The organism is Photobacterium satsumensis (assembly GCF_050336935.1).
Taxonomy (GTDB): Bacteria; Pseudomonadota; Gammaproteobacteria; order Enterobacterales; family Vibrionaceae; genus Photobacterium; species Photobacterium satsumensis.
Genome location: NZ_JAKJSK010000016.1, coordinates 99,840 through 123,722, shown reverse-complemented (window position 1 = coordinate 123,722; position 23,883 = coordinate 99,840). Strand labels below are relative to the sequence as shown.

General features: G+C 50.8%; 20 protein-coding genes. 15 read left to right on the top strand and 5 right to left on the bottom strand.

All coding sequences use genetic code 11. The features are described 5' to 3' along the window. Positions 1 to 72 precede the first annotated feature (72 nt). The 5 genes from pepA to L4D79_RS25920 all read left to right on the top strand — a co-directional run bounded on the left by pepA (position 73) and on the right by L4D79_RS25920 (position 6,602). Positions 73 to 1,581 (top strand): leucyl aminopeptidase, encoded by a 1,509-nt coding sequence (gene pepA, locus L4D79_RS25940; protein ID WP_428655920.1) that lies wholly within the window; start codon positions 73 to 75, stop codon positions 1,579 to 1,581. 52 nt (positions 1,582 to 1,633) lie between these two features. Beyond that, complete coding sequence (locus L4D79_RS25935; protein WP_428655918.1) at positions 1,634 to 2,086, top strand: DNA polymerase III subunit chi; 453 nt, start codon at positions 1,634 to 1,636, stop codon at positions 2,084 to 2,086. A 27-nt stretch (positions 2,087 to 2,113) separates the two neighbouring features. After that, the gene (locus L4D79_RS25930; protein ID WP_428655916.1) at positions 2,114 to 4,972 is read left to right on the top strand and encodes a valine--tRNA ligase; all 2,859 of its coding nucleotides are present in this window, start codon (positions 2,114 to 2,116) and stop codon (positions 4,970 to 4,972) included. 217 nt (positions 4,973 to 5,189) lie between these two features. Next, a complete protein-coding gene (locus L4D79_RS25925) occupies positions 5,190 to 5,660 on the top strand; it encodes a DUF2061 domain-containing protein (protein WP_428655914.1) in 471 nt (156 codons plus the stop codon). A 36-nt stretch (positions 5,661 to 5,696) separates the two neighbouring features. After that, positions 5,697 to 6,602, top strand: a complete 906-nt coding sequence (locus L4D79_RS25920; protein ID WP_428655912.1) for a bifunctional helix-turn-helix transcriptional regulator/GNAT family N-acetyltransferase — start codon at positions 5,697 to 5,699, stop codon at positions 6,600 to 6,602. A gap of 85 nt (positions 6,603 to 6,687) precedes the next feature. Here L4D79_RS25920 and rraB read toward each other — a convergent pair whose 3' ends face one another. Further along, a complete protein-coding gene (rraB, locus tag L4D79_RS25915) occupies positions 6,688 to 7,086 on the bottom strand; it encodes a ribonuclease E inhibitor RraB (RefSeq protein WP_107351175.1) in 399 nt (132 codons plus the stop codon). A gap of 395 nt (positions 7,087 to 7,481) precedes the next feature. Here rraB and L4D79_RS25910 point away from each other — a divergent pair, with 395 nt between their 5' ends. The 10 genes from L4D79_RS25910 to L4D79_RS25865 all read left to right on the top strand — a co-directional run bounded on the left by L4D79_RS25910 (position 7,482) and on the right by L4D79_RS25865 (position 17,834). Next, positions 7,482 to 7,700, top strand: a complete 219-nt coding sequence (locus L4D79_RS25910) for a hypothetical protein (protein ID WP_428655910.1) — start codon at positions 7,482 to 7,484, stop codon at positions 7,698 to 7,700. A gap of 147 nt (positions 7,701 to 7,847) precedes the next feature. Continuing rightward, positions 7,848 to 9,293 (top strand): YfcC family protein, encoded by a 1,446-nt coding sequence (locus L4D79_RS25905; protein ID WP_428655907.1) that lies wholly within the window; start codon positions 7,848 to 7,850, stop codon positions 9,291 to 9,293. A gap of 830 nt (positions 9,294 to 10,123) precedes the next feature. Further along, positions 10,124 to 11,344 carry an arginine deiminase gene (gene arcA, locus L4D79_RS25900; RefSeq protein ID WP_428655905.1) on the top strand — a complete coding sequence of 407 codons (1,221 nt, stop codon included), beginning with the start codon at positions 10,124 to 10,126 and terminating at the stop codon, positions 11,342 to 11,344. A 129-nt stretch (positions 11,345 to 11,473) separates the two neighbouring features. Next, the gene (gene arcC, locus L4D79_RS25895) at positions 11,474 to 12,385 is read left to right on the top strand and encodes a carbamate kinase (RefSeq protein WP_428655903.1); all 912 of its coding nucleotides are present in this window, start codon (positions 11,474 to 11,476) and stop codon (positions 12,383 to 12,385) included. 128 nt (positions 12,386 to 12,513) lie between these two features. Further along, complete coding sequence (locus L4D79_RS25890; protein WP_428655901.1) at positions 12,514 to 13,524, top strand: ornithine carbamoyltransferase; 1,011 nt, start codon at positions 12,514 to 12,516, stop codon at positions 13,522 to 13,524. A gap of 441 nt (positions 13,525 to 13,965) precedes the next feature. After that, positions 13,966 to 14,895, top strand: coding sequence for an aspartate carbamoyltransferase (gene pyrB, locus L4D79_RS25885; RefSeq protein ID WP_107351169.1), 930 nt, complete (start codon positions 13,966 to 13,968; stop codon positions 14,893 to 14,895). Positions 14,896 to 14,910: 15 nt separating this feature from the next. After that, the gene (pyrI, locus tag L4D79_RS25880; RefSeq protein WP_428655898.1) at positions 14,911 to 15,375 is read left to right on the top strand and encodes an aspartate carbamoyltransferase regulatory subunit; all 465 of its coding nucleotides are present in this window, start codon (positions 14,911 to 14,913) and stop codon (positions 15,373 to 15,375) included. Between the two features lie 208 nt (positions 15,376 to 15,583). Beyond that, entirely contained in the window at positions 15,584 to 16,558 is a 975-nt protein-coding gene (locus L4D79_RS25875) for a S1 family peptidase (protein ID WP_428655896.1), read from the top strand. A 238-nt stretch (positions 16,559 to 16,796) separates the two neighbouring features. Beyond that, positions 16,797 to 17,276, top strand: coding sequence for an arginine repressor (locus tag L4D79_RS25870; RefSeq protein WP_428655942.1), 480 nt, complete (start codon positions 16,797 to 16,799; stop codon positions 17,274 to 17,276). A gap of 171 nt (positions 17,277 to 17,447) precedes the next feature. Further along, positions 17,448 to 17,834 carry a RidA family protein gene (locus L4D79_RS25865; RefSeq protein ID WP_428655894.1) on the top strand — a complete coding sequence of 129 codons (387 nt, stop codon included), beginning with the start codon at positions 17,448 to 17,450 and terminating at the stop codon, positions 17,832 to 17,834. An 86-nt stretch (positions 17,835 to 17,920) separates the two neighbouring features. On the opposite strand, the gene idi is transcribed toward L4D79_RS25865, so the two are convergent. The 4 genes from idi to parE form a co-directional block, all read right to left on the bottom strand. Beyond that, positions 17,921 to 18,451 (bottom strand): isopentenyl-diphosphate Delta-isomerase, encoded by a 531-nt coding sequence (gene idi / locus L4D79_RS25860; protein WP_428655892.1) that lies wholly within the window; start codon positions 18,449 to 18,451, stop codon positions 17,921 to 17,923. Positions 18,452 to 18,583: 132 nt separating this feature from the next. Continuing rightward, on the bottom strand, positions 18,584 to 19,306 hold the full coding sequence (locus L4D79_RS25855; RefSeq protein WP_428655890.1) for a 1-acylglycerol-3-phosphate O-acyltransferase: 723 nt from the start codon (positions 19,304 to 19,306) through the stop codon (positions 18,584 to 18,586). Between the two features lie 173 nt (positions 19,307 to 19,479). Then, positions 19,480 to 21,744 (bottom strand): DNA topoisomerase IV subunit A, encoded by a 2,265-nt coding sequence (gene parC, locus L4D79_RS25850; protein WP_428655888.1) that lies wholly within the window; start codon positions 21,742 to 21,744, stop codon positions 19,480 to 19,482. A 111-nt stretch (positions 21,745 to 21,855) separates the two neighbouring features. Beyond that, positions 21,856 to 23,739 (bottom strand): DNA topoisomerase IV subunit B, encoded by a 1,884-nt coding sequence (parE, locus tag L4D79_RS25845; protein ID WP_428655886.1) that lies wholly within the window; start codon positions 23,737 to 23,739, stop codon positions 21,856 to 21,858. Positions 23,740 to 23,883: the final 144 nt, after the last annotated feature.

The window sequence follows — 23,883 nt, the reverse complement described above, 5'->3', positions numbered from 1 at the left end:
GGTCCAGCAACATAAGTGCGGCATTATCTAACATTTAGCTTTAATTGTCTTTATTAGGATGTAGGAGTACGCATGGAGTTCAGTGTAAAAAGTGGTAGCCCCGAGAAACAGCGCAGTGCCTGTATTGTCGTTGGGGTATTTGAACCACGTCGCCTTTCTCCCATTGCCGAACAGCTCGACAAAATTAGCGATGGCTATATCAGCTCACTGCTTCGCCGCGGCGATCTAGAGGGCAAGCCAGGCCAAATGCTTCTGCTTCACCATGTACCAAACGTACTCTCAGAGCGTGTATTATTGGTTGGTTGTGGTAAAGAGCGCGAACTTGATGAGCGCCAATACAAGCAAATCATCAAAAAAACGATTAGCACCCTGAACGAAACAGGTTCGATGGAAGCCGTCTGCTTCCTGACCGAGCTGCACGTCAAGGGCCGTGACACCTACTGGAAGGTTCGCCAGGCCGTTGAAACAACCAAGGACAGTCTGTACACCTTCGACCAGTTCAAGAGCAACAAGCCGGAAACCCGCCGTCCATTGCGCAAACTGGTATTCAATGTGCCAACCCGTCGTGAACTTTCTCTGGGCGAACGTGCGATTGCCCACGGCCTGGCTGTCGCTTCAGGCGTCAAAGCGGGTAAAGACCTGGGCAACATGCCACCCAATGTGGCTAACCCAGCCTACCTAGCCTCTCAGGCTCGCCGCCTGGCCGATGACTTCGAGACAGTCAGCACCAAGATCATTGGTGAGCAGGAAATGAAAGAGCTCGGCATGACCTCATACCTCGCGGTAGGCCAAGGCTCGAAGAACGAAGCCATGATGTCGGTAATTGAATACAAGGGCAACCCTGAGTCAAGCGCCAAGCCAATTGTCTTGATCGGTAAGGGCCTGACATTCGATTCCGGCGGTATCTCAATTAAACCATCGGCTCAGATGGATGAAATGAAATACGACATGTGCGGCGCGGCAACCGTGTTCGGTGCCATGAAAGCACTGGCGAAACTAAACCTGCCAATCAATGTTGTGGGTATCCTTGCTGGCTGTGAAAATATGCCTGGCGGTGGTGCCTACCGTCCAGGTGACATCCTAACGACGATGTCAGGCCAAACCGTAGAAGTCTTGAACACCGATGCCGAAGGCCGCTTGGTACTGTGTGACGCACTGACCTATGTTGAGCGTTTCGAGCCAGAGTGCGTGGTCGATGTCGCAACACTGACCGGTGCCTGTGTCGTGGCGCTGGGTAACCACATCAGTGGCTTGCTTTCGAACCACAACCCACTAGCCCATGAGCTGATCAACGCTTCGGAGCAAGCGGGTGACCGTGCGTGGCGCCTACCGATGAATGACGAGTATCAAGAGCAACTGGCCAGCCCGTTTGCCGATATGGCAAACCTTGGCTCACCAGGCGCCGGTACCATTACCGCTGGCTGCTTCCTGTCTCGCTTTACCAAAAAGTACAACTGGGCGCACCTGGATATCGCCGGTACCGCTTGGGTCGGAGGCAAGGCCAAAGGGGCAACCGGTCGCCCGGTCCCACTGCTGGTCCAATTCCTGCTCAACCGAGCTGGCCTAGAGAACGTCGAGTAACATTGACGCTAAAGGGGGCCAAACGGCCCCCTTCGTTTATAGAGTAAACGCCATGACTCATGCTACTTTTTATATAATCAGTGAAGAGCAATATGCCGAGGATAACGAATTCCAACTGCATTTTGCTTGTCATCAAGCAGCAATGAGTTACCGTCAGGGCCACAAAGTCTATCTGCTGGCAGCAGACAAAGCGCAAGCAGAACAAATAGATGAGTATTTATGGCAACTGGACCCCGATAATTTCGTGCCCCATAACCTGATTGGTGAAGGCCCCCGCGGCGGCTCACCAGTCGAAATTGGCTGGCCCGGACTGCGCCACAGTGGACGCCGCGGGATCCTGATTAATTTGGGGCAAAATGCACCAAATTTTGCCGTAACCTTCTCACAAGTGATAGACTTCGTCCCTTGCGATGAAAATCTGAAGCAATTGGCACGCGATCGCTACAAGCAATATCGCCTAGCTGGTATCCAGCTCAACACGGCCAATGCTGCAACGACGCCTTAATTCCACATAGATCCTTCTAAGAGCGCTATGGAAAAGACATACAACCCACAATCAATTGAAAAAGCGCTGTACCAGCGCTGGGAAGAGGCTGGTTACTTCAAGCCTCACGGTGACACATCAAAAGATGCCTACAGCATCATGATCCCACCGCCAAACGTCACAGGTAGCCTACACATGGGCCACGCGTTCCAGGATACCATCATGGATACCCTGATCCGCTGTGAGCGTATGAAGGGCAAGAACACCCTATGGCAAGTCGGTACCGACCACGCGGGTATCGCAACCCAAATGGTTGTGGAGCGTAAGATTGCAGCCGAAGAAGGCAAGAACAAGCACGACTACGGCCGTGACGCCTTCATCGACAAAATCTGGGAATGGAAAGCAGAGTCTGGTGGCAACATCACTCAACAGCTTCGCCGCCTAGGTGCATCTGTAGACTGGGATCGCGAACGCTTTACGATGGATGACGGTCTATCTAATGCCGTTCAAGAAGTGTTTGTCCGCTTGTTCGAAGATGACCTCATCTACCGCGGTAAGCGCCTAGTTAACTGGGATCCAAAGCTGCACACAGCAATCTCAGATCTAGAAGTAGAGAACAAAGACAAGAAAGGCCACATGTGGCACTTCCGCTACCCGCTGGCTGACGGCGTGAAGACAGCAGAAGGCAAAGACTACATTGTGGTCGCAACAACCCGTCCAGAAACCATGCTGGGTGATACCGGTGTTGCGGTTAACCCTGAAGATCCACGCTACAAGGATCTGATTGGTAAAGAGATCCTACTGCCTATCGTTGACCGTCGTATTCCAATTGTTGGCGATGAGCATGCCGACATGGAAAAAGGCACAGGTTGTGTGAAAATCACCCCTGCGCACGACTTCAATGACTACGAAGTGGGTAAGCGCCATAGCCTACCGATGATCAACATCCTGACCTTCAACGCTGACATCCGCGATGCTGCTGAAGTCTTCACCACCAATGGTGAAGCGAGCGATGCATACGGCACTGAGCTACCAGCGAAATACCACGGTATGGAGCGCTTCGCAGCCCGTAAAGCGGTTGTTGCAGAGCTTGATGAGCTTGGCCTGCTTGAAGAAATCAAAGATCACGACCTGACCGTACCTTACGGCGACCGTGGTGGCGTGGTTATCGAACCGATGCTAACTGACCAGTGGTATGTACGTGCTGCACCGCTTGCAGAAACCGCAACCAAGGCAGTAGAAGACGGCGAGATCCAGTTCGTTCCTAAGCAATACGAAAACATGTACTTCTCTTGGATGCGTGATATCCAAGACTGGTGTATCTCTCGCCAGCTTTGGTGGGGTCACCGTATCCCGGCTTGGTACGATAACGACGGTAAAGTCTATGTTGGCCGTACCGAAGAAGAAGTGCGTGCAAACAACAATCTAGCACCCGTTGTGGTTCTGCGCCAAGACGACGATGTATTGGATACGTGGTTCTCATCAGCCCTTTGGACATTCGGTACCCAAGGCTGGCCAGAGCAAACAGAGGATCTGAAAACCTTCCACCCGTCGGATGTACTGGTGACTGGTTTTGATATCATTTTCTTCTGGGTTGCCCGCATGATCATGATGACCATGTACTTCTGCAAAGATGAAAACGGTAAGCCACAAGTACCATTCAAAACGGTTTACGTGACAGGTCTGATCCGTGACGAAAACGGCGACAAAATGTCGAAGTCGAAAGGTAACGTCATCGACCCAATCGACATGATCGATGGCATCGGCCTTGAAGAGCTCGTAGAGAAGCGTTGTGGCAACATGATGCAGCCTAAACTTGCCGCGAAGATCGAAAAGCAAACGCGTAAAACGTTTGAAAACGGTATTGAAGCTTACGGTACCGATGCACTGCGCTTTACCCTAGCAGCAATGGCATCGACAGGCCGTGACATCAACTGGGACATGAAGCGCCTAGAGGGTTACCGTAACTTCTGTAACAAGCTATGGAACGCAAGTCGTTACGTGCTGATGAACACAGAAGATCAGGATTGCGGCATGGCTGGCGGCGAGATGGCGTTCTCACTGGCAGACAAGTGGATCGAATCTCAGTTCGAGCTGGCAGCGAAAGACTTCAACGCTCATATCGAGAACTACCGTCTAGATATGGCAGCCGGTACAATTTACGAGTTCATCTGGAACCAGTTCTGTGACTGGTACCTAGAGCTCACCAAGCCCGTTCTTTGGAAAGGGACAGAAGCTCAGCAGCGTGCAACACGTCATACCCTGATCTCAGTACTAGAGAAGACACTACGCCTTGCTCACCCAGTACTTCCGTACATCACTGAATCAATCTGGCAGAGCGTGAAGCCGCTAGTAGACGGTGTTGAAGGTGAGACTATCATGACTCAGGCACTGCCGCAGTTTAACGAAGCTAACTTCGATGAAGCAGTCGTTGCTGATATTGAATGGGTAAAAGCCTTCATCACATGTATCCGTAACCTACGTGCTGAATATGACATTGCACCAAGCAAAGCGCTTGATGTGATGCTGAAAGTAGCAGATGAAAAAGATACTGCTCGTATCGAAGCTAACCGTACGGTACTGATGTCTCTTGCTAAGCTAGAAGGCATTAAGGTACTGACTGATGGTGAAGAGACACCGGCATGTGCTACCGCACTAGTGGGGAAATCTGAACTGATGATCCCAATGGCTGGTCTTATCGACAAAGACGCTGAACTTGCTCGCCTTGCGGGTGAAGTGAAGAAGACTGAAGGTGAGATCAAACGTATCGAAGGCAAGCTAGGCAACGAAGGTTTTGTTGCCAAAGCACCGGAAGCCGTTGTAGCAAAAGAACGCGAGAAGCTTGAAGGCTACAAGGAAACCTTGGTGAAACTGGCCGAACAGCAAGCGACTATCGCTGCGCTATAATTGCCAACCGCCACACTAATTTAAAGCCGGCCTTCGCGCCGGCTTTTTTATTTCCTGTTTTTCAGTCACTTCCCCCTCCCTTTGGCGCTCCATCCTTTCTGCCAGACACTCACCCGCTTTGTCATCGGTCACACCTATCAAAGCGATAGATGATAATAGATTGCAAATGATAATGATTATCACTAATATCTATTTATCAACTGAGGGAGAGACCACCATGAAAAAGACCATTAGTTTTGCCATCATCCATTTTTTTGTCGCGTTCAGTGTTGCTTACCTACTGACAGGAGAAATCTTGATCAGCAGCCTGATCGCCATGATAGAGCCGATGGTCAACACTGTGGCCTTCTATTTTCATGAAAAAACCTGGCAGAGCAAAGCGCTGCTGCGTGCAGGCTATGCTAACCCGGGTCGCAAGACCATCAGCTTTGCCATTGTCCACTTCAGCGTCGCGTTTGGCGTCGCCTACCTGCTGACCGGAGACGTGTTGATTGGCAGCGTTATGGCAACAATCGAGCCCGCTATCAATACCGTGGCCTACTACTTCCACGAGCGTATCTGGCAGAAGAAAACTGCACAACAAGCCGCCAAAGAAGCCTTGGGGCACCTTGCTTGCCACCATGGAGAATTGCAGCAGTGTGCCGACGTCAGCGACATGACTGTTGACAATGTTGCGAGAAGCAACTAACTTTAGTTGCACTAAGCAACCAAAAGAGACGCATATATGGACGCCGCTTCACTCAGAGCCCAATCCCGCCTGCTCGTGCGGGAATTGGGTATGCTTGACCACCAATGCGGTAACCTTGATATCACCCCGGTCCAAGCCCATGCTTTGATTGAACTGGAAAACCAACCATTGTCCGTCAACCAGCTTGCCGCCCGGCTCAAGGTGGATAAATCCAATGCCAGCCGAACCAGTGCCAGCCTATTCAATGCCGGCCTGCTAACCACCCAAGCCGATCCCGAAGACGGCCGCAAGCAACTCTCCCGCTTGTCTGAACAAGGCCAAGCGCTACTCGGTACCCTCAACCAATCGCTCAACCAGCAAGTCGCCCAATTCATGGAACAGCTTGACCACGATGAAATCGACAGCCTGGCACAGAGCCTACAGCGCTATACCAAAGCGATTCAGGCCAACAAGCAACAGGAAGGCTATCAGCTCCGGCTTCTTACCCCGCTTGATAACGCCGCTATGGCTGCCGTCGTACGTAGGGTATCAGCCGAGCACGGCTTAACAGCCGATAAAGGCTATGGTGTTTCAGATCCGACTCTGGATGCGCTCAGCGAGGTCTACAGCGCGCCTGACAGCGCATTCTGGGTGATAGAGAGGGATAACCGTATCCTTGGCGGTGGAGGGATCGCCGCCCTTGCCGGGGAAGAAGGGGTATGTGAATTGCAGAAAATGTATTTCTTGCCAGAGCTACGCGGCAAAGGCTTCGCCCGGCGGATCGCCGCCACGGCACTGAAATTTGCCCGCCAGCAACAGTACAAGGCGTGCTACCTCGAAACCACCGCCTCACTGCAGGCAGCTATCAAGCTGTATCAAGGGCTGGGCTTTGTCCGGATCCCGCACGCGATGGGGCAGACCGGCCACGACGCCTGCGAAGTCAGGATGTTCAAGACGCTATAAGCCTTGGTGCTAACAGCCTAAATAGCAGGTATAAAAAAGCTGGCCATAGGCCAGCTTTTCGAAGTGCAGTTATGGCAGGCGAAGATTACTCTTCGTCTTCACCCTCTTCTTCGTCATCTTCACCCGACTCGAAGTAAGTACCCCAGCCGTCGTAATCGATGTTATGTTTCTCTGCCAGCTGGATCAGTTTCTCAGCCTGCTCATCAATGATCTCTGCATTCAGCGCAGATTCCATCACAGCATCAAAACACACCACTTTGCCGCCACCGTCTTCCGGTGCCAATTCAAGCTCTTCAGCTTCAAGGACTTCAAAGCCCATCTTGAAAGCTTCAACGGCGGCAGCTTCAAGCTCTTCGAAAGTATCTGCTGAGAAATGGTGCTCGATGGTGTAAAGCGCATCAGGCACACTGCCATCTTCTAGCAACGCAGCGATAATTTCGCGCGTTTCTTCCTTCTGCTCTTCGATCAGTTCTGCATAAGACATGGGGAAACTCCACCTATGGAATAAATTCGAACGCAAATATCGCATGGATCGCAATAAAATACCAAGTGAAATCTCCCTCGCTCGGAAACTTGATATTTATCAAACTATCCGTCGATTTATTTCCTCAGCCAATGAAGCAGAGAAATGCATAATATTCCCCAATATGCGCCTCAAGCGAATAAACACAAAACCCTCAATAGCATATTCACCCACAAAACCCAGAGAAATACCCTAGACCACCTATTTACCGATAGGCTGGCGGTATGAAAGGGCAGGAAAAGTGTGAACAACCCCTAAGATATACTGCGCCCAGCGGCATAAAATTCACTGGCAACAAGCAAATAGAGCCACGGCAAAGACTGATGGCCATTAATAAGCATACGAGAGATACGATCATGAGTAACTTCTACCACGGCCTTGAGCCTGGGAGGCGGCGCCGCAGTCAGCTGCGTCGTCCCCGTAGGACACTCACCCACCTGATATCCGCATTGGACAGCGACCTGCTGCCGGGGATCAACTCCCCAACCTTTGCGGTGCCAGCGAGTGAGAATACGGCTCCGACACCTCACCCAACGTTGACACCTCTATCCAGCCTGTTTCGACAGCAAGGATAAACAACCTGTAAACCATTTCCGTTAGCAATCGCTAATGCCTGGTTCTGCCTGCTCCGGCGTCATGTCCGGCGAGTCCCGTCATGCCTGACGACAGGCCTGGTAGATGAATCACCTTTGTGCTGGATGTACAGAGGTAAGGAGATAACAATGACAACCGAAACAATGAAACAGGAAAAGAAAGGTGGCTTTTTGGCCAACTTCAAATTCCCTTCTGCTTACACCATTTTATTTGCTCTTATTGCCCTCGTCGCATTGATGACCTGGATTGTACCGGCTGGCCAGTACGACCGAGTAATGAATGAAGATCTCGGCAAAGAAGTGCCAATTACCGGTACCTACCACGCGGTAGAAAGCAACCCGCAAGGCGTGGTCGATGTCCTGCTAGCACCGATTGACGGCTTCTACGACCACAATACGTATGAAGCAGCCGCTATCGACGTTTCACTGTTCATCTTGGTAATCGGTGGCTTCCTCGGCCTCGTCACCAAGACTGGTGCAATTGATGCCGGTATCGAACGGGTAACCGCTCGCTTACAGGGGCGAGAGGAAATGATGATACCGATCCTGATGGCATTGTTTGCTGCTGGCGGTACTATCTACGGCATGGCGGAAGAGTCCCTGCCGTTCTACACCCTGTTGGTGCCTGTCATGATGGCCGCCCGCTTTGACCCAGTCGTTGCTGCAGCAACGGTACTACTCGGTGCCGGTATCGGTACTCTGGGCTCAACCATCAACCCATTTGCAACCGTTATCGCCGCCAACGCTGCCGGCATCCCATTCACCGACGGCATCATGCTTCGTGTCGCGATGTTGGTAGTTGGCTGGTTGATCTGTGTGGCTTATGTCATGCGCTACGCCAAAATGGTTCGTGCCGACAAAACCAAATCAATTGTCTACGACAAGTACGAAGAGAACAAAGCTCACTTCTTGGGTAACCAGTCTGGCGAAATGCTGGAGTTCACCGCAACGCGTAAAGTTATCTTGGCTATCTTCGCCGCTTCATTCGGCATCATGATTTACGGCGTCGCCGTTGCAGGGTGGTGGATGGCTGAGATTTCAGGCATGTTCCTAGCTTCAACCATCATCATCGGCTTGATTGCCCGCATGAGCGAAGAAGAATTCACGTCAAGCTTTATCGACGGTGCTCGTGATCTACTGGGTGTTGCCCTTATCATCGGTATCGCCCGCGGTATCGTGGTGATTATGGACCGCGGTATGATCACAGATACTATCCTGAATGCTGCAGAGCACACAGTGACAGGCCTGTCTTCTATCGTATTCATCAACGTTATGTACTGGCTAGAGATCCTACTATCGTTCTTGGTGCCTTCATCTTCAGGCCTAGCGGTACTGACCATGCCTATCATGGCACCGTTGGCTGACTTTGCCGGTGTAAGCCGTGATCTAGTCGTAACAGCCTACCAATCAGCATCAGGTATTGTGAACCTAATGACACCAACCTCAGCAGTGGTTATGGGTGGCCTGGCCATCGCCCGCGTCCCTTATGTACGCTGGGTGAAGTGGGTAGCTCCGCTACTGGGTATTCTAACCGTTCTGATCATGGCGATGCTAAGTGTCGGCGCCATGCTGTAAATAACAATCCCCCTTTCGATCTTGCTTGTTTCGCCGCCCCCTAGGGGCGGCTTTTTTATCCCCCCCCCCCGCTAACCGAAACAGCGCGATAACCGGTAGTGCGTATAACAGCCAAGTGAACTCGAAATAGGCCGACAATGCTATTCGGTTACCCTCCTTAGACGGAACACATTGCTTATATTTCGCCCCTGCGACTTAAGATCATCTGGTAATACCAGCACTTAACATAGAACGTCACCGCACTCATATTCCAACCACCCTGAAATTTTATAAACCCAAATATAAACAAAGCACCAAAAAAACGTCATGCTTTATATTTACCTCTACTAACATCTTTAATTTGCCGATAAAAAAGCACGGATAAACCTGTGTATATAAATTACAAAAAAGCACTTACATCAAATAAAAGGAAAAATATTTGTTACCAACACAGTAACATTCCAATTGTTTTTATATAGACAAACACTTTTAATGCATAAGATTATACTTTTTACATTACCATAACGTGAATTTTTCTGAATAAGATTCCAGCCAACCTTACCACCAATTTAAAAAACAATTACTTAGCCAAAACGGAACCACTTAAAACCTAGTGAAAATACATAAATACCCATGCATGTAAGCCAGTGACAACTGCATTAAAAATGTTAACAAATCAAATATATAGCGTTACCACTTTAATAATAAAAGTGTGATAAACCTCTAAGACTGCAACCCCCTTAGGAGTAAAATGGACCCCAGATACGAAAGCAAAGAAATAAATAACTTCTTACTTTGCAATAAAATAAATACAGCCAAACAATTGGCAACAAATAAAGAGAGATACGATCATGAGTAAGTTCTACGTAGGTTCTGAAATAGGTCAATTACGCCGCGTTCTTATCCACCGCCCAGAGCGTGCGCTAACTCACCTAACTCCATCAAACTGTCACGATCTACTATTTGATGATGTATTAGCTGTTGAGCGCGCTGGCCAAGAACACGACGTATTTGCTAACACACTACGTGAGCAAGGTGTTGAAGTAATGCTTCTTGGTGATTTGCTAGCAGATACGCTAGAAGTGCCAGAAGCAAAAGATTGGCTTCTTCAAACGCAAATCTCTGACTACCGCCTAGGTATGGCATTCGCTAACGATGTACGTTGCTTCCTTGCAGACCTACCAAGCAAAGAATTATCTTCAATTCTTCTTGGCGGCCTTAGCTACGCTGAGCTACCAATTCAATCTTCATCAATGATGCAAGGTATGCACGAGCCAACTGACTTCATCATTGAACCACTACCAAACCACCTATTTACCCGTGATACATCTTGCTGGGTATACGGCGGAGTGTCTATCAACCCAATGGCGAAAGCGGCACGTCAGCGTGAAACAAACCACGTTCGTGCAATCTACCGTTGGCACCCAACTTTCGCTGGCCAAGACTTCATTAAGTACTTCGGCGACGAAGAGAAAATGTACGACAACTCGACTATCGAAGGCGGTGACGTACTGGTAATCGGCAAAGGCGCGGTACTTATCGGTATGTCTGAGCGCACAACGCCACAAGGTGTTGAGCAACTGGCATCAAGCCTATTCAAGCACGGTGAAGCGAAGCAAGTTATCGCAATGCAACTACCTAAGCACCGTTCTTGCATGCACCTAGATACTGTCATGACGCACATGCGTGAAGATACTTTCTCTGTTTACCCAGAAGTTGTACGTAAAGACGTTCAGTGCTGGAGCCTAACTGGCGACGAATCTGGCGCAGTCAACGTGAAAGAAGAAGGTTACTTCGTTACAGCTATCGAGAAAGCACTAGGCGTAGACAAGCTAAACCTAATCACGACTGGCGGCGACAGCTTCGAAGCAGAGCGTGAGCAGTGGAACGATGCAAACAACGTACTGACCGTGAAACCAGGTGTGGTTATTGGTTACGAGCGTAACACATACACCAACGAGAAGTACGACAAGGCCGGTATCACAGTTCTTCCTATCCCAGGTGATGAACTAGGCCGCGGCCGTGGTGGTGCTCGCTGCATGAGCTGCCCAATCGAGCGTGACGGTATCTAATACCAAGGCAATTGCCAAACCTGACGGCCGGTGCTTAGCACCGGCTACCAAACAGCAAGACCTCTCAGAATCTAGGCGAAAAGCCAAACAAAATACAATAACTGAGAGTAAACCAAGAGAGACGATCACATGACCAAGCAAACTGTTGTAGTAGCACTGGGCGGCAATGCCCTGCTTCGCCGCGGCGAGCCACTAGAAGCCGATATCCAACGTCAGAACATTGCCAAAGCGGCACAAACCATCGCGGAAATTGGTAAGGATTACAACGTTGTTCTCGTGCACGGCAATGGCCCTCAAGTTGGCCTGCTAGCGCTACAAGGGTTGGAATACAAAAAAGTTAGCCCATACCCATTGGACGTACTGGGTTCAGAAACCCAGGGCATGATTGGCTACATGCTGATGCAAGAGCTGAAAAATCTACTGCCGGAGCAAGATGTCTCCTGCATGCTAACCCAGATGACTGTAGACCCGAACGATCCGGCCTTTGCGGATCCAACCAAGCCTATCGGTCCGGTCTACGAAGAAGCTGAAGCCCGCGAAATGGCGGAGAAATACCACTGGACAGTCAAGCCTGACGGCCAGTACTTCCGTCGCGTGGTACCAAGCCCACTACCGACCGGTATTGTCGAGAGTGATGCAATCACGACCTTGATCAAACAAGAGCACCTCGTGATCTGCACAGGCGGCGGCGGTATACCGGTCAAGAAAGAAAATGGCAAATTGGTTGGTGTAGAAGCGGTGATCGACAAAGACATGTCTGCGGCATACCTTGCCCAGCAGCTTAATGCCGATGCGCTGCTTATCCTGACCGATGCCGATGCGGTTTACCTAGACTGGGGTAAACCAACCCAGAAAGCACTGCGCAGCACCACCCCACGTGAACTGGCTCAGTATGCCTTCGATGCTGGCTCTATGGGACCAAAAATCGATGCTTCCTGCGAGTTCATCAACAAAGGCGGCAAGCTTGTTGGGATCGGTGCACTTGCAGATGGCCTAGCCATCCTAAAAGGTGAAGCTGGCACAAATATTATTGCAGAATAAAAGAATATTTATTCACAAAACATAAATAATACGTTAAACAATACATAATAACTTCCGGTCGTGGGGCAGGCTCATATAATTCCTGCCTCCTCCGGCCTGAGAGATACAGATTCAGAGAGGATAACATCATGGCTTTTAACCTTCGCAACCGTAACTTCCTAAAACTACTAGACTTCACTCCTCGTGAAATTCAACACATGCTAGACCTATCTGCTGAGTTGAAAAAAGCGAAGTACAACGGTTACGAGCAACCTCGCCTAACAGGTAAGAACATCGCGCTAATCTTTGAAAAATCATCAACTCGTACTCGTTGTGCATTCGAAGTAGCGGCATTCGACCAAGGCGCTAAAGTGACTTACTTAGGCCCATCGGGTTCTCAAATCGGTCACAAAGAGTCAATGAAAGATACAGCACGCGTACTAGGTCGCATGTACGATGGTATCGAGTACCGCGGCTTTGGTCAGGAAATCGTTGAAGAACTAGGCGCTCACGCTGGTGTTCCTGTATGGAACGGCCTAACAGACGAATTCCACCCAACACAAATCCTAGCTGACTTCCTGACTATGATGGAGCACGGCCGCGGTAAGCAACTGCACGAAATCACTTTCGCTTACCTAGGCGATGCTCGCAACAACATGGGTAACTCACTAATGGTTGGCGCTGCGAAAATGGGCATGGACATCCGTCTAGTGGCACCAAAAGCGTTCTGGCCTGAAGAAGAACTCGTTGCACAATGTCGCGAAATCGCTGAAGAAACTGGCGCGAAAATCACCCTGACTGAAGACGTGCAAGAAGGCGTTCAGGGTTGTGACTTCCTATACACTGACGTATGGGTATCTATGGGTGAAGCGAAAGAAGCGTGGGCTGAGCGTATCAACCTAATGCTACCTTACCAAGTAAACATGGATATGCTTAAAGCAACTGGCAACCCACATGTGAAATTCATGCACTGCCTACCAGCCTTCCACGGTGAAGATACAACCGTTGGTAAAGAGCTTGCTCAAGAATACCCAATGCTGAAAGACGGCGTTGAAGTAACAGACGAAGTGGTTGAGTCTAAGCACTCTATCGTATTCGACGAAGCGGAAAACCGTATGCACACAATCAAAGCAATCATGGTTGCCACGCTAGGTCAGTAATCGACTCTCTTGAGTGTAATTACTCTCAAACCCATACCGGCCTTCGGGCCGGTATTTTTTATGCCCCCCTATCTACTCCCCACCCTCTAGATATGAAAGCAAGCCCTTATAGATCACTGGGTTAGCCCCCCTTTCCTAGCCCGTAAAATACCCAGCAGAACTGCATAAAGTTCCACCAAATGAATACTTTAGGCAAACGCTTGCGTTCGCTAAAAATGGGGGTATAATCCTTCGCAATTTGTCTAAAGAGAGATAAAAAATGCGCCTGTCTTTTCAGCTAAACCTGATGACCCTACACCGACTTTCGGTGCAGGTGCCGTTTTTTGTTTTTTCTGTTTTTTGTAAAAAGAGCCTCCTTTGATAAGGGGGCTTTTTTTTGCCTGCTGCCCACATCAGCTGGCACCTGTCGTTCATCATCGTAATTAAAAGGGAAGAGAAGCCATGGCGAATTCGCTGTTTCAAAAGCACATCATCTCCATTCCGGAATTGAGCCGTAGTGAGCTTGAGCTAGTAGTAGAGACTGCCGGTAAATTGAAAGCCGATCCGAACCCTGAACTTCTGAAGAACAAGGTCGTTGCAAGCTGTTTCTTCGAGCCATCCACCCGTACCCGCCTATCTTTTGAAACCGCTATCCAGCGACTGGGTGGTACCGTGATTGGCTTTGACAACGGCGGTAACACGTCGCTGGCGAAGAAAGGTGAAACCCTTGCTGACTCCGTCCAGGTCATCTCCTCGTATGTTGATGCCTTTGTCATGCGCCACCCACAAGAAGGTGCCGCTCGACTGGCCTCTGAATTCTCCAACGGTGTCCCAGTGATTAACGGCGGGGACGGTGCCAACCAACACCCAACCCAGACCCTGCTAGATCTATTCACCATCTACGAAACCCAAGGCACGCTGGATAACCTCAATGTCGCTTTCGTTGGTGACCTGAAATACGGACGTACTGTTCACTCCCTAACCCAAGCACTGGCTAAGTTCAACAACGTGAAGTTCTTCTTCATCGCACCGGAAATTCTGGCAATGCCGGATTACATCTGCGAAGAGCTGGACGAAGCCGGCATCAGCTACAGCGTACACAGCGCCATGGAAGAAGTGATTCCTGAACTGGATATCCTGTACATGACCCGCGTCCAGAAAGAGCGTTTTGACGAGTCAGAATACGCCCACATGAAAGCGGCTTATATCCTGACCGCACCAATGCTGTCCGATGCCCGCAGCAACTTGAAAGTACTGCACCCACTACCACGCATTGACGAAATCACCACTGATGTCGACAAGACAAAGCATGCTTACTTCTTCCAGCAAGCAGAAAACGGTGTATACGCACGTGAAGCCCTACTGGCACTGGTCCTAAACGAAGCAATCTAAGCAGGAGAGAGAACGATGACAAAGGAAACGCAACTACAGGTTGAAGCGATCAAGAACGGTACGGTTATCGACCATATTCCTGCAAACATTGGCTTCAAGGTACTGAAACTGTTCAAAATGCACAAGACTAACCAGCGCGTCACTGTAGGCCTTAACCTGCCTTCTTCAGCGCTGGGCGGCAAAGATCTGATCAAGATCGAAAACATCTTTATCAGTGAAGAACAGGCGAGCCAGCTGGCACTGTATGCTCCACAGGCAACGGTCAACCAAATCGAAAACTACGAAGTCGTGAAGAAGCTGACCCTGACCCTACCAGAGCGAATCAATGCGGTATTCAAATGCCCAAACACCAACTGTATCTCGCATGGTGAGCCCGTCGACAGCAGCTTCAAAGTCGTCATCAAAAAAGAAGATATCCAGCTTAAGTGTAAGTACTGCGAAAAAGTGTTCTCACGCGAAATCGTTACTGAAAACAGCTAAGCTAGTAGGCTGGAAACATCGCTAACCAGCTGAAAAAGCTGTCTCACTAGCGACATTTCCTGCCCAAGTAAAAAGAAAGCCTGCTCAAATTTGAGCAGGCTTTTTTATTCTCATTTCCGACCATCCCCCGCCTCTCTCTGCTCACTACCTTTATTATTCCGGCCCAGCAGGCCGGTACAAAAAAAACTATAAAAATAAGGCTAGTAAAATGAGAAAAACTGCGCACCTAATCAAAGCAGTCTGGTGCCTGCTTTCCCGTCCCTGTCATCTCTGCATTACCGCCGTCGCCCTGTCTGGCTGTGTAGCCAGCAATGGTCCAGTCCAGCAAACCTACCAGCACTCAGCCAACGAAATGGTGGTGATCGGGGTTCCCATGCTACTGGGCGGCTTTGGCTCCGCGGTTCCGATCAACAATGACTATATGATCACCGCCAAACATGTGGCCCAACTATCCTGGGATACCGGTGTCATCTACCATCCTGCCTGTGATTTGGCTTTGGTCCCTCGCTCCTCGAATGCCCAACCGACCTGGGGGTTAATTTACCCTGACCAGCCCGTTATCCACCATGGTCACTCTCTAGTCGGTACGGCCGTTAGCGGTGAAGGAAGATACATCCAGGATGTAGTCGATACCAGTACCGACTGCCTCTACTCGCTCAGTGATGCCCCCGTGATGTCGGGGATGAGCGGCGGCCCCGTATTCAACGCCGATGGAGAGATTGCCGGGATCACCGTGGCCATCGTCGACAATCCGGAAGAGTTGCAAAACCTGCAGCCTGCCATCCGCTACAGCCAGTTTGTCCCCTCGCCATTGATCTTTGACTGGCTGGACGCCCTAGGAATCGAGGTGCAGTCGGCCAGCGTCGAGCTCGCTGGGGTCAAAGTCTCGGACTATGTCGCCCAACTCAACCGTCCGGGCACAGAAGCACTCCAGATTGCCAGCAACCCCTCAGGTACGGCCTCAAACACCACCTCTTCCCCCTATACAGATAACCCGGCAGACGGCCCACAACGCCGCACTTTCCTGCCTACAACCCAAGGCAGTACCTACTCGACAAACAACCTGTCAGGGCTGAATTTCCCCGAGGAAAACGACGGCATGGCCGCTAACCATTCCCAGCAGGAGGTCAAGTTAAATCCTCGGACTCTACTGGATAGGTCGGGATATAATTCCTCATTCTAACCATGTGGATGGCGTTTTGTTTTGGTGATAGGGGTCAATAAAATAGGGTTGCATTGTTGATATGATGCCATTGCAAGATTATGCAACCAAGGCATTATATCTTGCCAACAAGCAGCCCATTGTTCGCATCGTAAAGAAGCACAGACTTCCCGAACAATAAGCCGATGCGAGGGCTGTCCACGAGATACGATCAAAGACCCAACAGAATAACAAGGAGTTGCCCGTGAGTGGATACAGTATGCACGGAGCGATAGACGCTTTCTGTCAAGAAGAAAGCATGACTTCCGCCTGTAAACGATTATTGCAGCAACAGAGCTTTTCAACCCAAGATGATATCCGCACGCAACTCATCGACATGGGTTTCGAAGATGTCAGCCAATCCACTGTGTCCCGTCTGCTATCAAGACTGGGCGTAGCGAAAGTGCCTAATGCCTACGGTAAGAAGGTCTACTGCCTGACGGTGGAAAGCGAGCCGGTACAAGTCAGCTCATCGATTGCTTCCCAGATTGAATTTATCACCCACAACCAGCTCGTCGTGGTGGTGAAAACCCACCCCGGCGGCGCCCAGCTCGTTGCTCGGCTGATCGACATCCAACCGCATGCCGAGATCCTCGGTACTGTGGGGGGGAATGACACCGTCATGGTCGCGCCGAAGGATATCTCCCGTATTGACGAGTGCGAGAAAGTGGTCAAGGCAAGGCTTGGGATCCCAGCCTAGAACCGGTTATCCCAGAGCCGGCATGTCACCTACCGCAAGGCATAAAAGCAGCCAGAGTTCAATCATGCTGCCTTTTTGCCCTGCTTACCTGAAACCCTTTGACGTCTTCGACGATGGGTTGCAAACTAGACCTCTAACGATGACCTAACATAATTTAAGTAAGGACAAGTAATGACTCAAGTACTTCACACAGAGCAGGCTCCAGCTGCTATCGGCCCTTATGTACAGGGTGTTGACCTAGGTAACATGGTTCTGACTTCAGGCCAGATCCCTGTGAACCCTCAAACCGGTGAAGTGTCTGACGATATCTCTGAGCAGGCTCGCCAGTCACTAGAAAACGTTAAGGCTGTTGTTGAGTCATCTGGCCTAAAAGTGGCTGATATTGTCAAGATGACGGTATTTGTGAAAGATCTTAACGACTTCGGTACCGTTAACGAGGTATACGGCAAGTTCTTCGACGAGCATAACGCCCCTTACCCTGCACGTTCTTGCGTTGAAGTCGCGCGTCTGCCAAAAGACGTAAAAATTGAAATTGAAGCGATTGCTGTTCGTAAATAATCGTTTCTTTGATTTGCTGTAATACATAAAAAAAGCTGCCTGAAGGCAGCTTTTTCGTTTCTATCACAACGTCTTGCCCTACGGCACTAGGCATTTGCCAAGGCCAATGCCAGCACCTGCGGGAACCATGCTGTAAACCGTTGAGGCTCTTGGTCTAGTGCTGCCTGCAGTTCGCTCTGCGTCCACCAGCGATAAGCCAACACTTCCTCTGGGTTCGGGTTGATCACGATGTCAGAGGCCGATGCCACCAAAACATGGTCCAGCTCGTGTTCAACCAAGCCATTATCCAGCTCGGCGCGGTAGACAAAGCTTGCCACATCAAACAACGTCCGAATGCCGACAATACCCATTTCTTCCCCCAGCCGGCGGATCCCTGCTTGTGCCATCGACTCGCCCTGGCGCGGGTGCGAACAGCAGGTATTGGTCCACAACCCGCCACTGTGGTATTTGTCCAATGCTCGTTGATGCATTAGGAACTCGCGTTCGTTGTCACCGTCCCGGTACAACAAGACCGAAAACGCCAGATGAAGGGCACCGTCCCGGTGAGCCTGCATTTTTTCCTGAACGCCAAGCTCCCTGCCTTGCGGATCGACCAATATTACCTGTTCTTCAATCATGGTGTTTTCATCTACATACAATACCAACCTAAATAAAGACTAGATCAGAGACTTATCTTGGTTGGTAAAAACAAAAAGGACACGCACAGGCATGTCCTTCATTCGTCACATTTTGGCTAACCGCCCAGTCGATTACTTTGTCGAACGGCGTGTCGCCTCAGCATTAAGCTCATCCAGTTTAGCCGCCATCATATCGCGGCATTGGTTCGATAGTGATCGGACATCTTCTTTGGTCATGCCGTCTACCGGTACGGGTGGTAGCATCTCGACGATCACCACACCGTTGTCCCACTTGTTCAGCTTAACATTTTCCGTGCTACTACACACAATCGGCACAACCGGCACACCGGCGGAGATAGCGGCATGGAAAGCACCTGTTTTGAACGGCAGCAAACCACGACCGCGGGAGCGGGTGCCTTCTGGGAACATCCAAATAGAGACATTGCGCTGTTTAATTTGCTCAACCACCTGGCCGATAGTACCAACCGCCTTACTGCGGTTAGCTCGGTCGATAAGAATATTACCGGTTAACCAATACAGCTGACCAAAAAAAGGCATCCACGAGATACTTTTCTTGCCCACAGTCACTGTTCTTGGTTGGATAGCACCAGACACGGTAAACAAATCGTAGTTATTCTGGTGATTCGCTAAATATACGCTTGGAACGGGCTGCTCGCCATCAGGGTAACGAAGTTCCAGCTTAATGCCGAAAATACGGGCCATCTTGCAGAAATGACGACCGACAATATAAACATTCTTAGGGTTACGAGGGCTTAGCAGACAATAGCCACAGCCGAATACAAACATGACAACAGTAAATACTGCTACAGCAATCATGCGCAATACAAATAACATCAGACTCTCCTCAGCGTACAAGCGTTCGCTAGTATACTTGGGCTGCGGGAAAAAACACCTTTTATGTGCAGAAATTAGACCACATCCTACCTCTTTCTGCTCCGAACTACCGGAAAATAGCCAACAAAAAACCCTCCGTCTGGAGGGCTTTAATCATGGTTCATTCACCTGGTTTATTCTTCTTCAGGTATATGTGGTGAGTCGATTTCAAAGCGAGTCACCCGCTGCAGGCCACGTGGCAGCATGCTACCCCGTCGGCCGCGCTCACCACGGAAGTTATCCAGATCAGCAGGCTTGAGCCCCAGCTTACGCTTACCCGCATACAATGTCAGATGACTGCCTTTGGGCAGCACAACTAATTGTGACAAAAATTCTTCGCGCGACTTCGAGCGGGCCGCTGGAATATTAATGATCTTATTCCCTTTACCCTTGCCTAGCTGAGGCAGCTCCTTGATCGGGAACAACAGCATCCGGCCTTCGTTGGTAATGGCGAGGATCTCGTCATTGTCCAAGTCTGCGATACACTGCGGCGGTACGACCTCGGCATTTTCCGGTACCGTCAGCAAGGCTTTACCGTTCTTGTTCTTCGACACCATGTCACTGCATTTACAGATGAAACCGTATCCTGCATCCGACCCCATCAACCATAGCTGATCATCATCAGACATCATGACCTGACGGATATGGCTTCCCGGTGTCAGGTTCAAGCGGCCAGTGACCGGTTCACCTTGGCTGCGAGCTGATGGTAGGCTATGGGATTCAAGCGCATAGCTGCGCCCATCCGACCCCAGTAAAACAGCAGGTTGGTTACTCTTGCCACGGGCATGGGCCAAATAGCCATCTCCCGATTTGTAGCTCAGGGATGTTGGGTCAACCTCATGCCCCTTGGCATGACGGACCCAGCCTTTCTCAGACAACACAACCGTGATAGCTTCAGACGGGATCAGCTCACGCTCGGTCAGCGCCTTAGCTTCTTCTCGCTCCACCAGTGGCGAGCGGCGGTCATCGCCATACTTCTCGGCATCAGCCAAGATTTCTTTCTTGATCAAAGTGTTCAGGCGACGCTCTGAGCCCAGTAGCTTCTCTAAGTAATCACGTTCTTTCGATAGCTCATCCTGTTCGCCGCGGATCTTAATTTCTTCCAGCTTAGCCAACTGACGAAGCTTGATTTCCAAGATCGCATCCGCTTGGATGGCTGACAGATCGAAACGAGACATCAACTCGGCTTTCGGATCATCCTCAGTACGGATGATTTCGATAACCTCATCAATGTTGAGGTAAGCCGCCAACAAACCCTCAAGGATATGCAAACGGGCAATTACCTTGTCCAAACGGTACTGTAAGCGGCGACGTACCGTGGTACGGCGGAATTCGATCCACTCAGAAACGATCTGCACCAACCCTTTAACCTGCGGACGGCCATCAAGGCCCAGCATGTTGAGGTTGACCCGGAAACTCTTTTCCAAGTCAGTAGAAGCAAACAGGTGGTTCATCAACTGCTCACTATCAACACGGTTCGAACGTGGCACAATCACAATACGGGTCGGGTTTTCATGATCCGACTCATCACGCAAGTCTTCGACCATCGGCAGCTTCTTGGCGCGCATCTGGCTGGCGATCTGCTCAAGCAGCTTCGAGCCCGATACTTGGTGTGGCAAAGCCGTGATCACGATATCACCGCTTTCCTTGTGCCATACCGCACGCATTCTGATACTGCCACGGCCAGTGCGGTAGACCTTTTTAAGATCGGTTTTCGAGGTAATGATTTCGGCTTCGGTCGGGTAATCCGGCCCTTGGACAAACTCCATAACCTCGTCAAGGTCTGCTTTCGGGTTCTCAATCAGATGCACAGCGGCATTGGCAACTTCACGGGCATTGTGCGGCGGGATATCCGTTGCCATCCCCACGGCAATGCCGGTAACGCCATTAAGCAAGATATGCGGCAGGCGGGCGGGCAGCATTTTCGGCTCTTTCATGGTGCCGTCAAAATTCAGCCCCCAGTCAACCGTGCCTTGGCCCAGCTCTGCGAGCAGGACTTCAGAAAAGCGCGACAGGCGAGATTCGGTATAACGCATCGCGGCGAAGGATTTCGGATCGTCCGGTGCACCCCAGTTACCCTGGCCGTCGACCAACGGGTAGCGGTAGGAGAAAGGCTGTGCCATCAATACCATGGCTTCATAACACGCCGAGTCGCCGTGCGGGTGGTACTTACCCAGTACATCACCGACGGTACGCGCCGACTTCTTGTATTTCGCGGTTGCCGACAGGCCCAGCTCGGACATCGCATAGATAATACGACGCTGAACGGGCTTGAGACCATCACCGATGAACGGCAAGGCACGATCCATGATCACGTACATGGAGTAATTGAGGTAGGCATCTTCGGTAAACTTCCGTAGCGGAAGCTGTTCTACGCCATCCATTGAGACATCAGTCATCGTTGGGTATTCCGTTTATGTTTCCAGACCGAGCGTATTACAACGCTCGGTCTATCAAATCATCAGGCAAGGCCTGCCGCGATACTGGATTGTACTGGCAGGCCCGGTCAATCACACTTCGGCCATATCGCCTTTGCTCTGCAGCCAGTGGCGGCGGTCTTCCGCACGCTTCTTGCCCAGCAACATATCCATCATCTCGTTGGTCTGCTCATCATCATCGATTGTCAGCTGAACCAGACGGCGGGTATTGGGATCCATGGTGGTTTCACGCAACTGCAGCGGGTTCATCTCACCCAGACCTTTGAAGCGCTGGACATTGACCTTGCCGCGCTTATTGCTAAGGCGATCAAGGATCCCGTCCTTCTCGGCATCATCCAAGGCATAGTAGACCTCTTTGCCAAGGTCGATGCGGTATAGTGGCGGCATCGCGATATACACATGGCCGGCACGGACCAGCGACTCAAAGTGGCGGACAAACAGGGCACATAGCAAGGTTGCAATGTGCAAACCATCCGAGTCGGCATCGGCAAGGACGCAGATTTTACCGTAGCGCAGGCCAGTGAGATCATCACTGTCCGGGTCGATGCCCAGTGCCACCGAAATATCATGAACTTCCTGCGAAGCCAGTACCTGATCGGCTGACACCTCCCAAGTATTCAAGATCTTACCACGCAACGGCATAATCGCCTGGAAAACGCGATCACGAGCTTGCTTAGCAGAACCACCCGCCGAGTCACCCTCGACCAAGAACAGTTCGGTGCGAGACAAGTCCTGCTGCGAACAGTCTGCCAACTTACCCGGCAAGGCTGGGCCCGAGGCGACCTTCTTACGCACCACTTTCTTGCTGGCACGCATCCGGCGATGGGCATTGGCAATACACACCTCAGCCAACTGCTCAGCAATCTGCGGCCGTTCGTTCAGCCATAGGCTAAAGGCATCTTTCACCACACCAGAGACAAATGCCGCACACTGGCGCGATGACAGGCGCTCTTTGGTCTGGCCGGCAAATTGTGGATCCTGCATTTTCACCGACAGTACATAGGCACAGCGGTCCCAGATGTCATCCGCCGTCAGCTTCACGCCGCGAGGCAACAGATTGCGGAATTCACAGAACTCACGCATCGCATCGAGCAACCCCTGACGCAAGCCGTTGACATGGGTACCACCTTGAGCCGTCGGGATCAGGTTTACGTAACTTTCGGTGATCAGTTCACCGCCTTCCGGCAGCCATAGCAACGCCCAGTCAGCCGCTTCGCTCTGGCCGCTGAATACACCGGTAAACGGCTCTTCCGGCAGCAGGGTATAACCCTTGACGCCTTCAGCCAAGTAATCCTTCAATCCGTCTTCGTAACACCAACGGATGGTTTCATCATTGGTTTTATCGGTAAAGACAATTTCCAGTCCCGGGCAAAGCACCGCTTTGGCCTTGAGGTTGCTTTTCAGGCGGGAGACAGAGAACTTCGGGCTGTCGAAATATTTAGGATTCGGCCAGAAATGGACACTGGTTCCCTTAGCACGGCGGCCGCAAGTACCAATCACTTCCAGCTCACTAACCTTGTCGCCGTTTTCAAAGGCGATCTGGTAAACCTGGCCATCACGTTTCACCGAGACTTCTACCCGGTTAGACAAGGCGTTAACCACCGAGATCCCAACCCCGTGCAGACCACCAGAGAACTGGTAGTTTTTGCCTGAGAATTTACCACCGGCGTGAAGCTTACATAGGATCAGTTCGACCCCAGACACCCCTTCCTCGGGGTGGATATCCACCGGCATCCCCCGTCCGTCATCAATCACTTCCAGCGACTGATCCGCATGAAGAATAACCTCTACCTTGCGGGCATGGCCAGCCAAGGCTTCATCGACACTGTTATCGATGACTTCCTGGCCAAGGTGGTTTGGCCGTACCGTGTCGGTATACATCCCCGGACGGCGGCGTACTGGCTCAAGGCCATTTAGAACCTCAATGGCTCCAGCGTTATAGCTTTGATCTGTCATAATTACGGAAAGTTACGGAATAATTTTTTGCCACAATAGTCAGTAACCCCAGCTCGGTTGTCAAGCTGGGGTCGAAAATGTGGCCCACAAATGTGAGTCGAATTTGATCCAAGTCGGGAGAAATTCCTCTCAAGCAACAGGTGC

Excerpts from the sequence above, each read along its gene's own strand:
- parE (WP_428655886.1), bottom strand. The coding sequence starts at position 23,739 with ATGACAGATCAAAGCTATAACGCTGGAGCCATTGAGGTTCTAAATGGC.
- L4D79_RS25930 (WP_428655916.1), top strand. The coding sequence starts at position 2,114 with ATGGAAAAGACATACAACCCACAATCAATTGAAAAAGCGCTGTACCAG.
- L4D79_RS25910 (WP_428655910.1), top strand. The coding sequence starts at position 7,482 with ATGAGTAACTTCTACCACGGCCTTGAGCCTGGGAGGCGGCGCCGCAGT.
- idi (WP_428655892.1), bottom strand. The coding sequence starts at position 18,451 with ATGATTGAAGAACAGGTAATATTGGTCGATCCGCAAGGCAGGGAGCTT.
- L4D79_RS25855 (WP_428655890.1), bottom strand. The coding sequence starts at position 19,306 with ATGTTATTTGTATTGCGCATGATTGCTGTAGCAGTATTTACTGTTGTC.
- L4D79_RS25865 (WP_428655894.1), top strand. The coding sequence starts at position 17,448 with ATGACTCAAGTACTTCACACAGAGCAGGCTCCAGCTGCTATCGGCCCT.
- rraB (WP_107351175.1), bottom strand. The coding sequence starts at position 7,086 with ATGTCTTATGCAGAACTGATCGAAGAGCAGAAGGAAGAAACGCGCGAA.
- L4D79_RS25870 (WP_428655942.1), top strand. The coding sequence starts at position 16,797 with ATGCACGGAGCGATAGACGCTTTCTGTCAAGAAGAAAGCATGACTTCC.
- arcC (WP_428655903.1), top strand. The coding sequence starts at position 11,474 with ATGACCAAGCAAACTGTTGTAGTAGCACTGGGCGGCAATGCCCTGCTT.
- parC (WP_428655888.1), bottom strand. The coding sequence starts at position 21,744 with ATGACTGATGTCTCAATGGATGGCGTAGAACAGCTTCCGCTACGGAAG.
- L4D79_RS25925 (WP_428655914.1), top strand. The coding sequence starts at position 5,190 with ATGAAAAAGACCATTAGTTTTGCCATCATCCATTTTTTTGTCGCGTTC.
- pyrI (WP_428655898.1), top strand. The coding sequence starts at position 14,911 with ATGACAAAGGAAACGCAACTACAGGTTGAAGCGATCAAGAACGGTACG.
- L4D79_RS25875 (WP_428655896.1), top strand. The coding sequence starts at position 15,584 with ATGAGAAAAACTGCGCACCTAATCAAAGCAGTCTGGTGCCTGCTTTCC.
- L4D79_RS25920 (WP_428655912.1), top strand. The coding sequence starts at position 5,697 with ATGGACGCCGCTTCACTCAGAGCCCAATCCCGCCTGCTCGTGCGGGAA.
- pyrB (WP_107351169.1), top strand. The coding sequence starts at position 13,966 with ATGGCGAATTCGCTGTTTCAAAAGCACATCATCTCCATTCCGGAATTG.
- L4D79_RS25905 (WP_428655907.1), top strand. The coding sequence starts at position 7,848 with ATGACAACCGAAACAATGAAACAGGAAAAGAAAGGTGGCTTTTTGGCC.
- pepA (WP_428655920.1), top strand. The coding sequence starts at position 73 with ATGGAGTTCAGTGTAAAAAGTGGTAGCCCCGAGAAACAGCGCAGTGCC.
- L4D79_RS25890 (WP_428655901.1), top strand. The coding sequence starts at position 12,514 with ATGGCTTTTAACCTTCGCAACCGTAACTTCCTAAAACTACTAGACTTC.
- arcA (WP_428655905.1), top strand. The coding sequence starts at position 10,124 with ATGAGTAAGTTCTACGTAGGTTCTGAAATAGGTCAATTACGCCGCGTT.
- L4D79_RS25935 (WP_428655918.1), top strand. The coding sequence starts at position 1,634 with ATGACTCATGCTACTTTTTATATAATCAGTGAAGAGCAATATGCCGAG.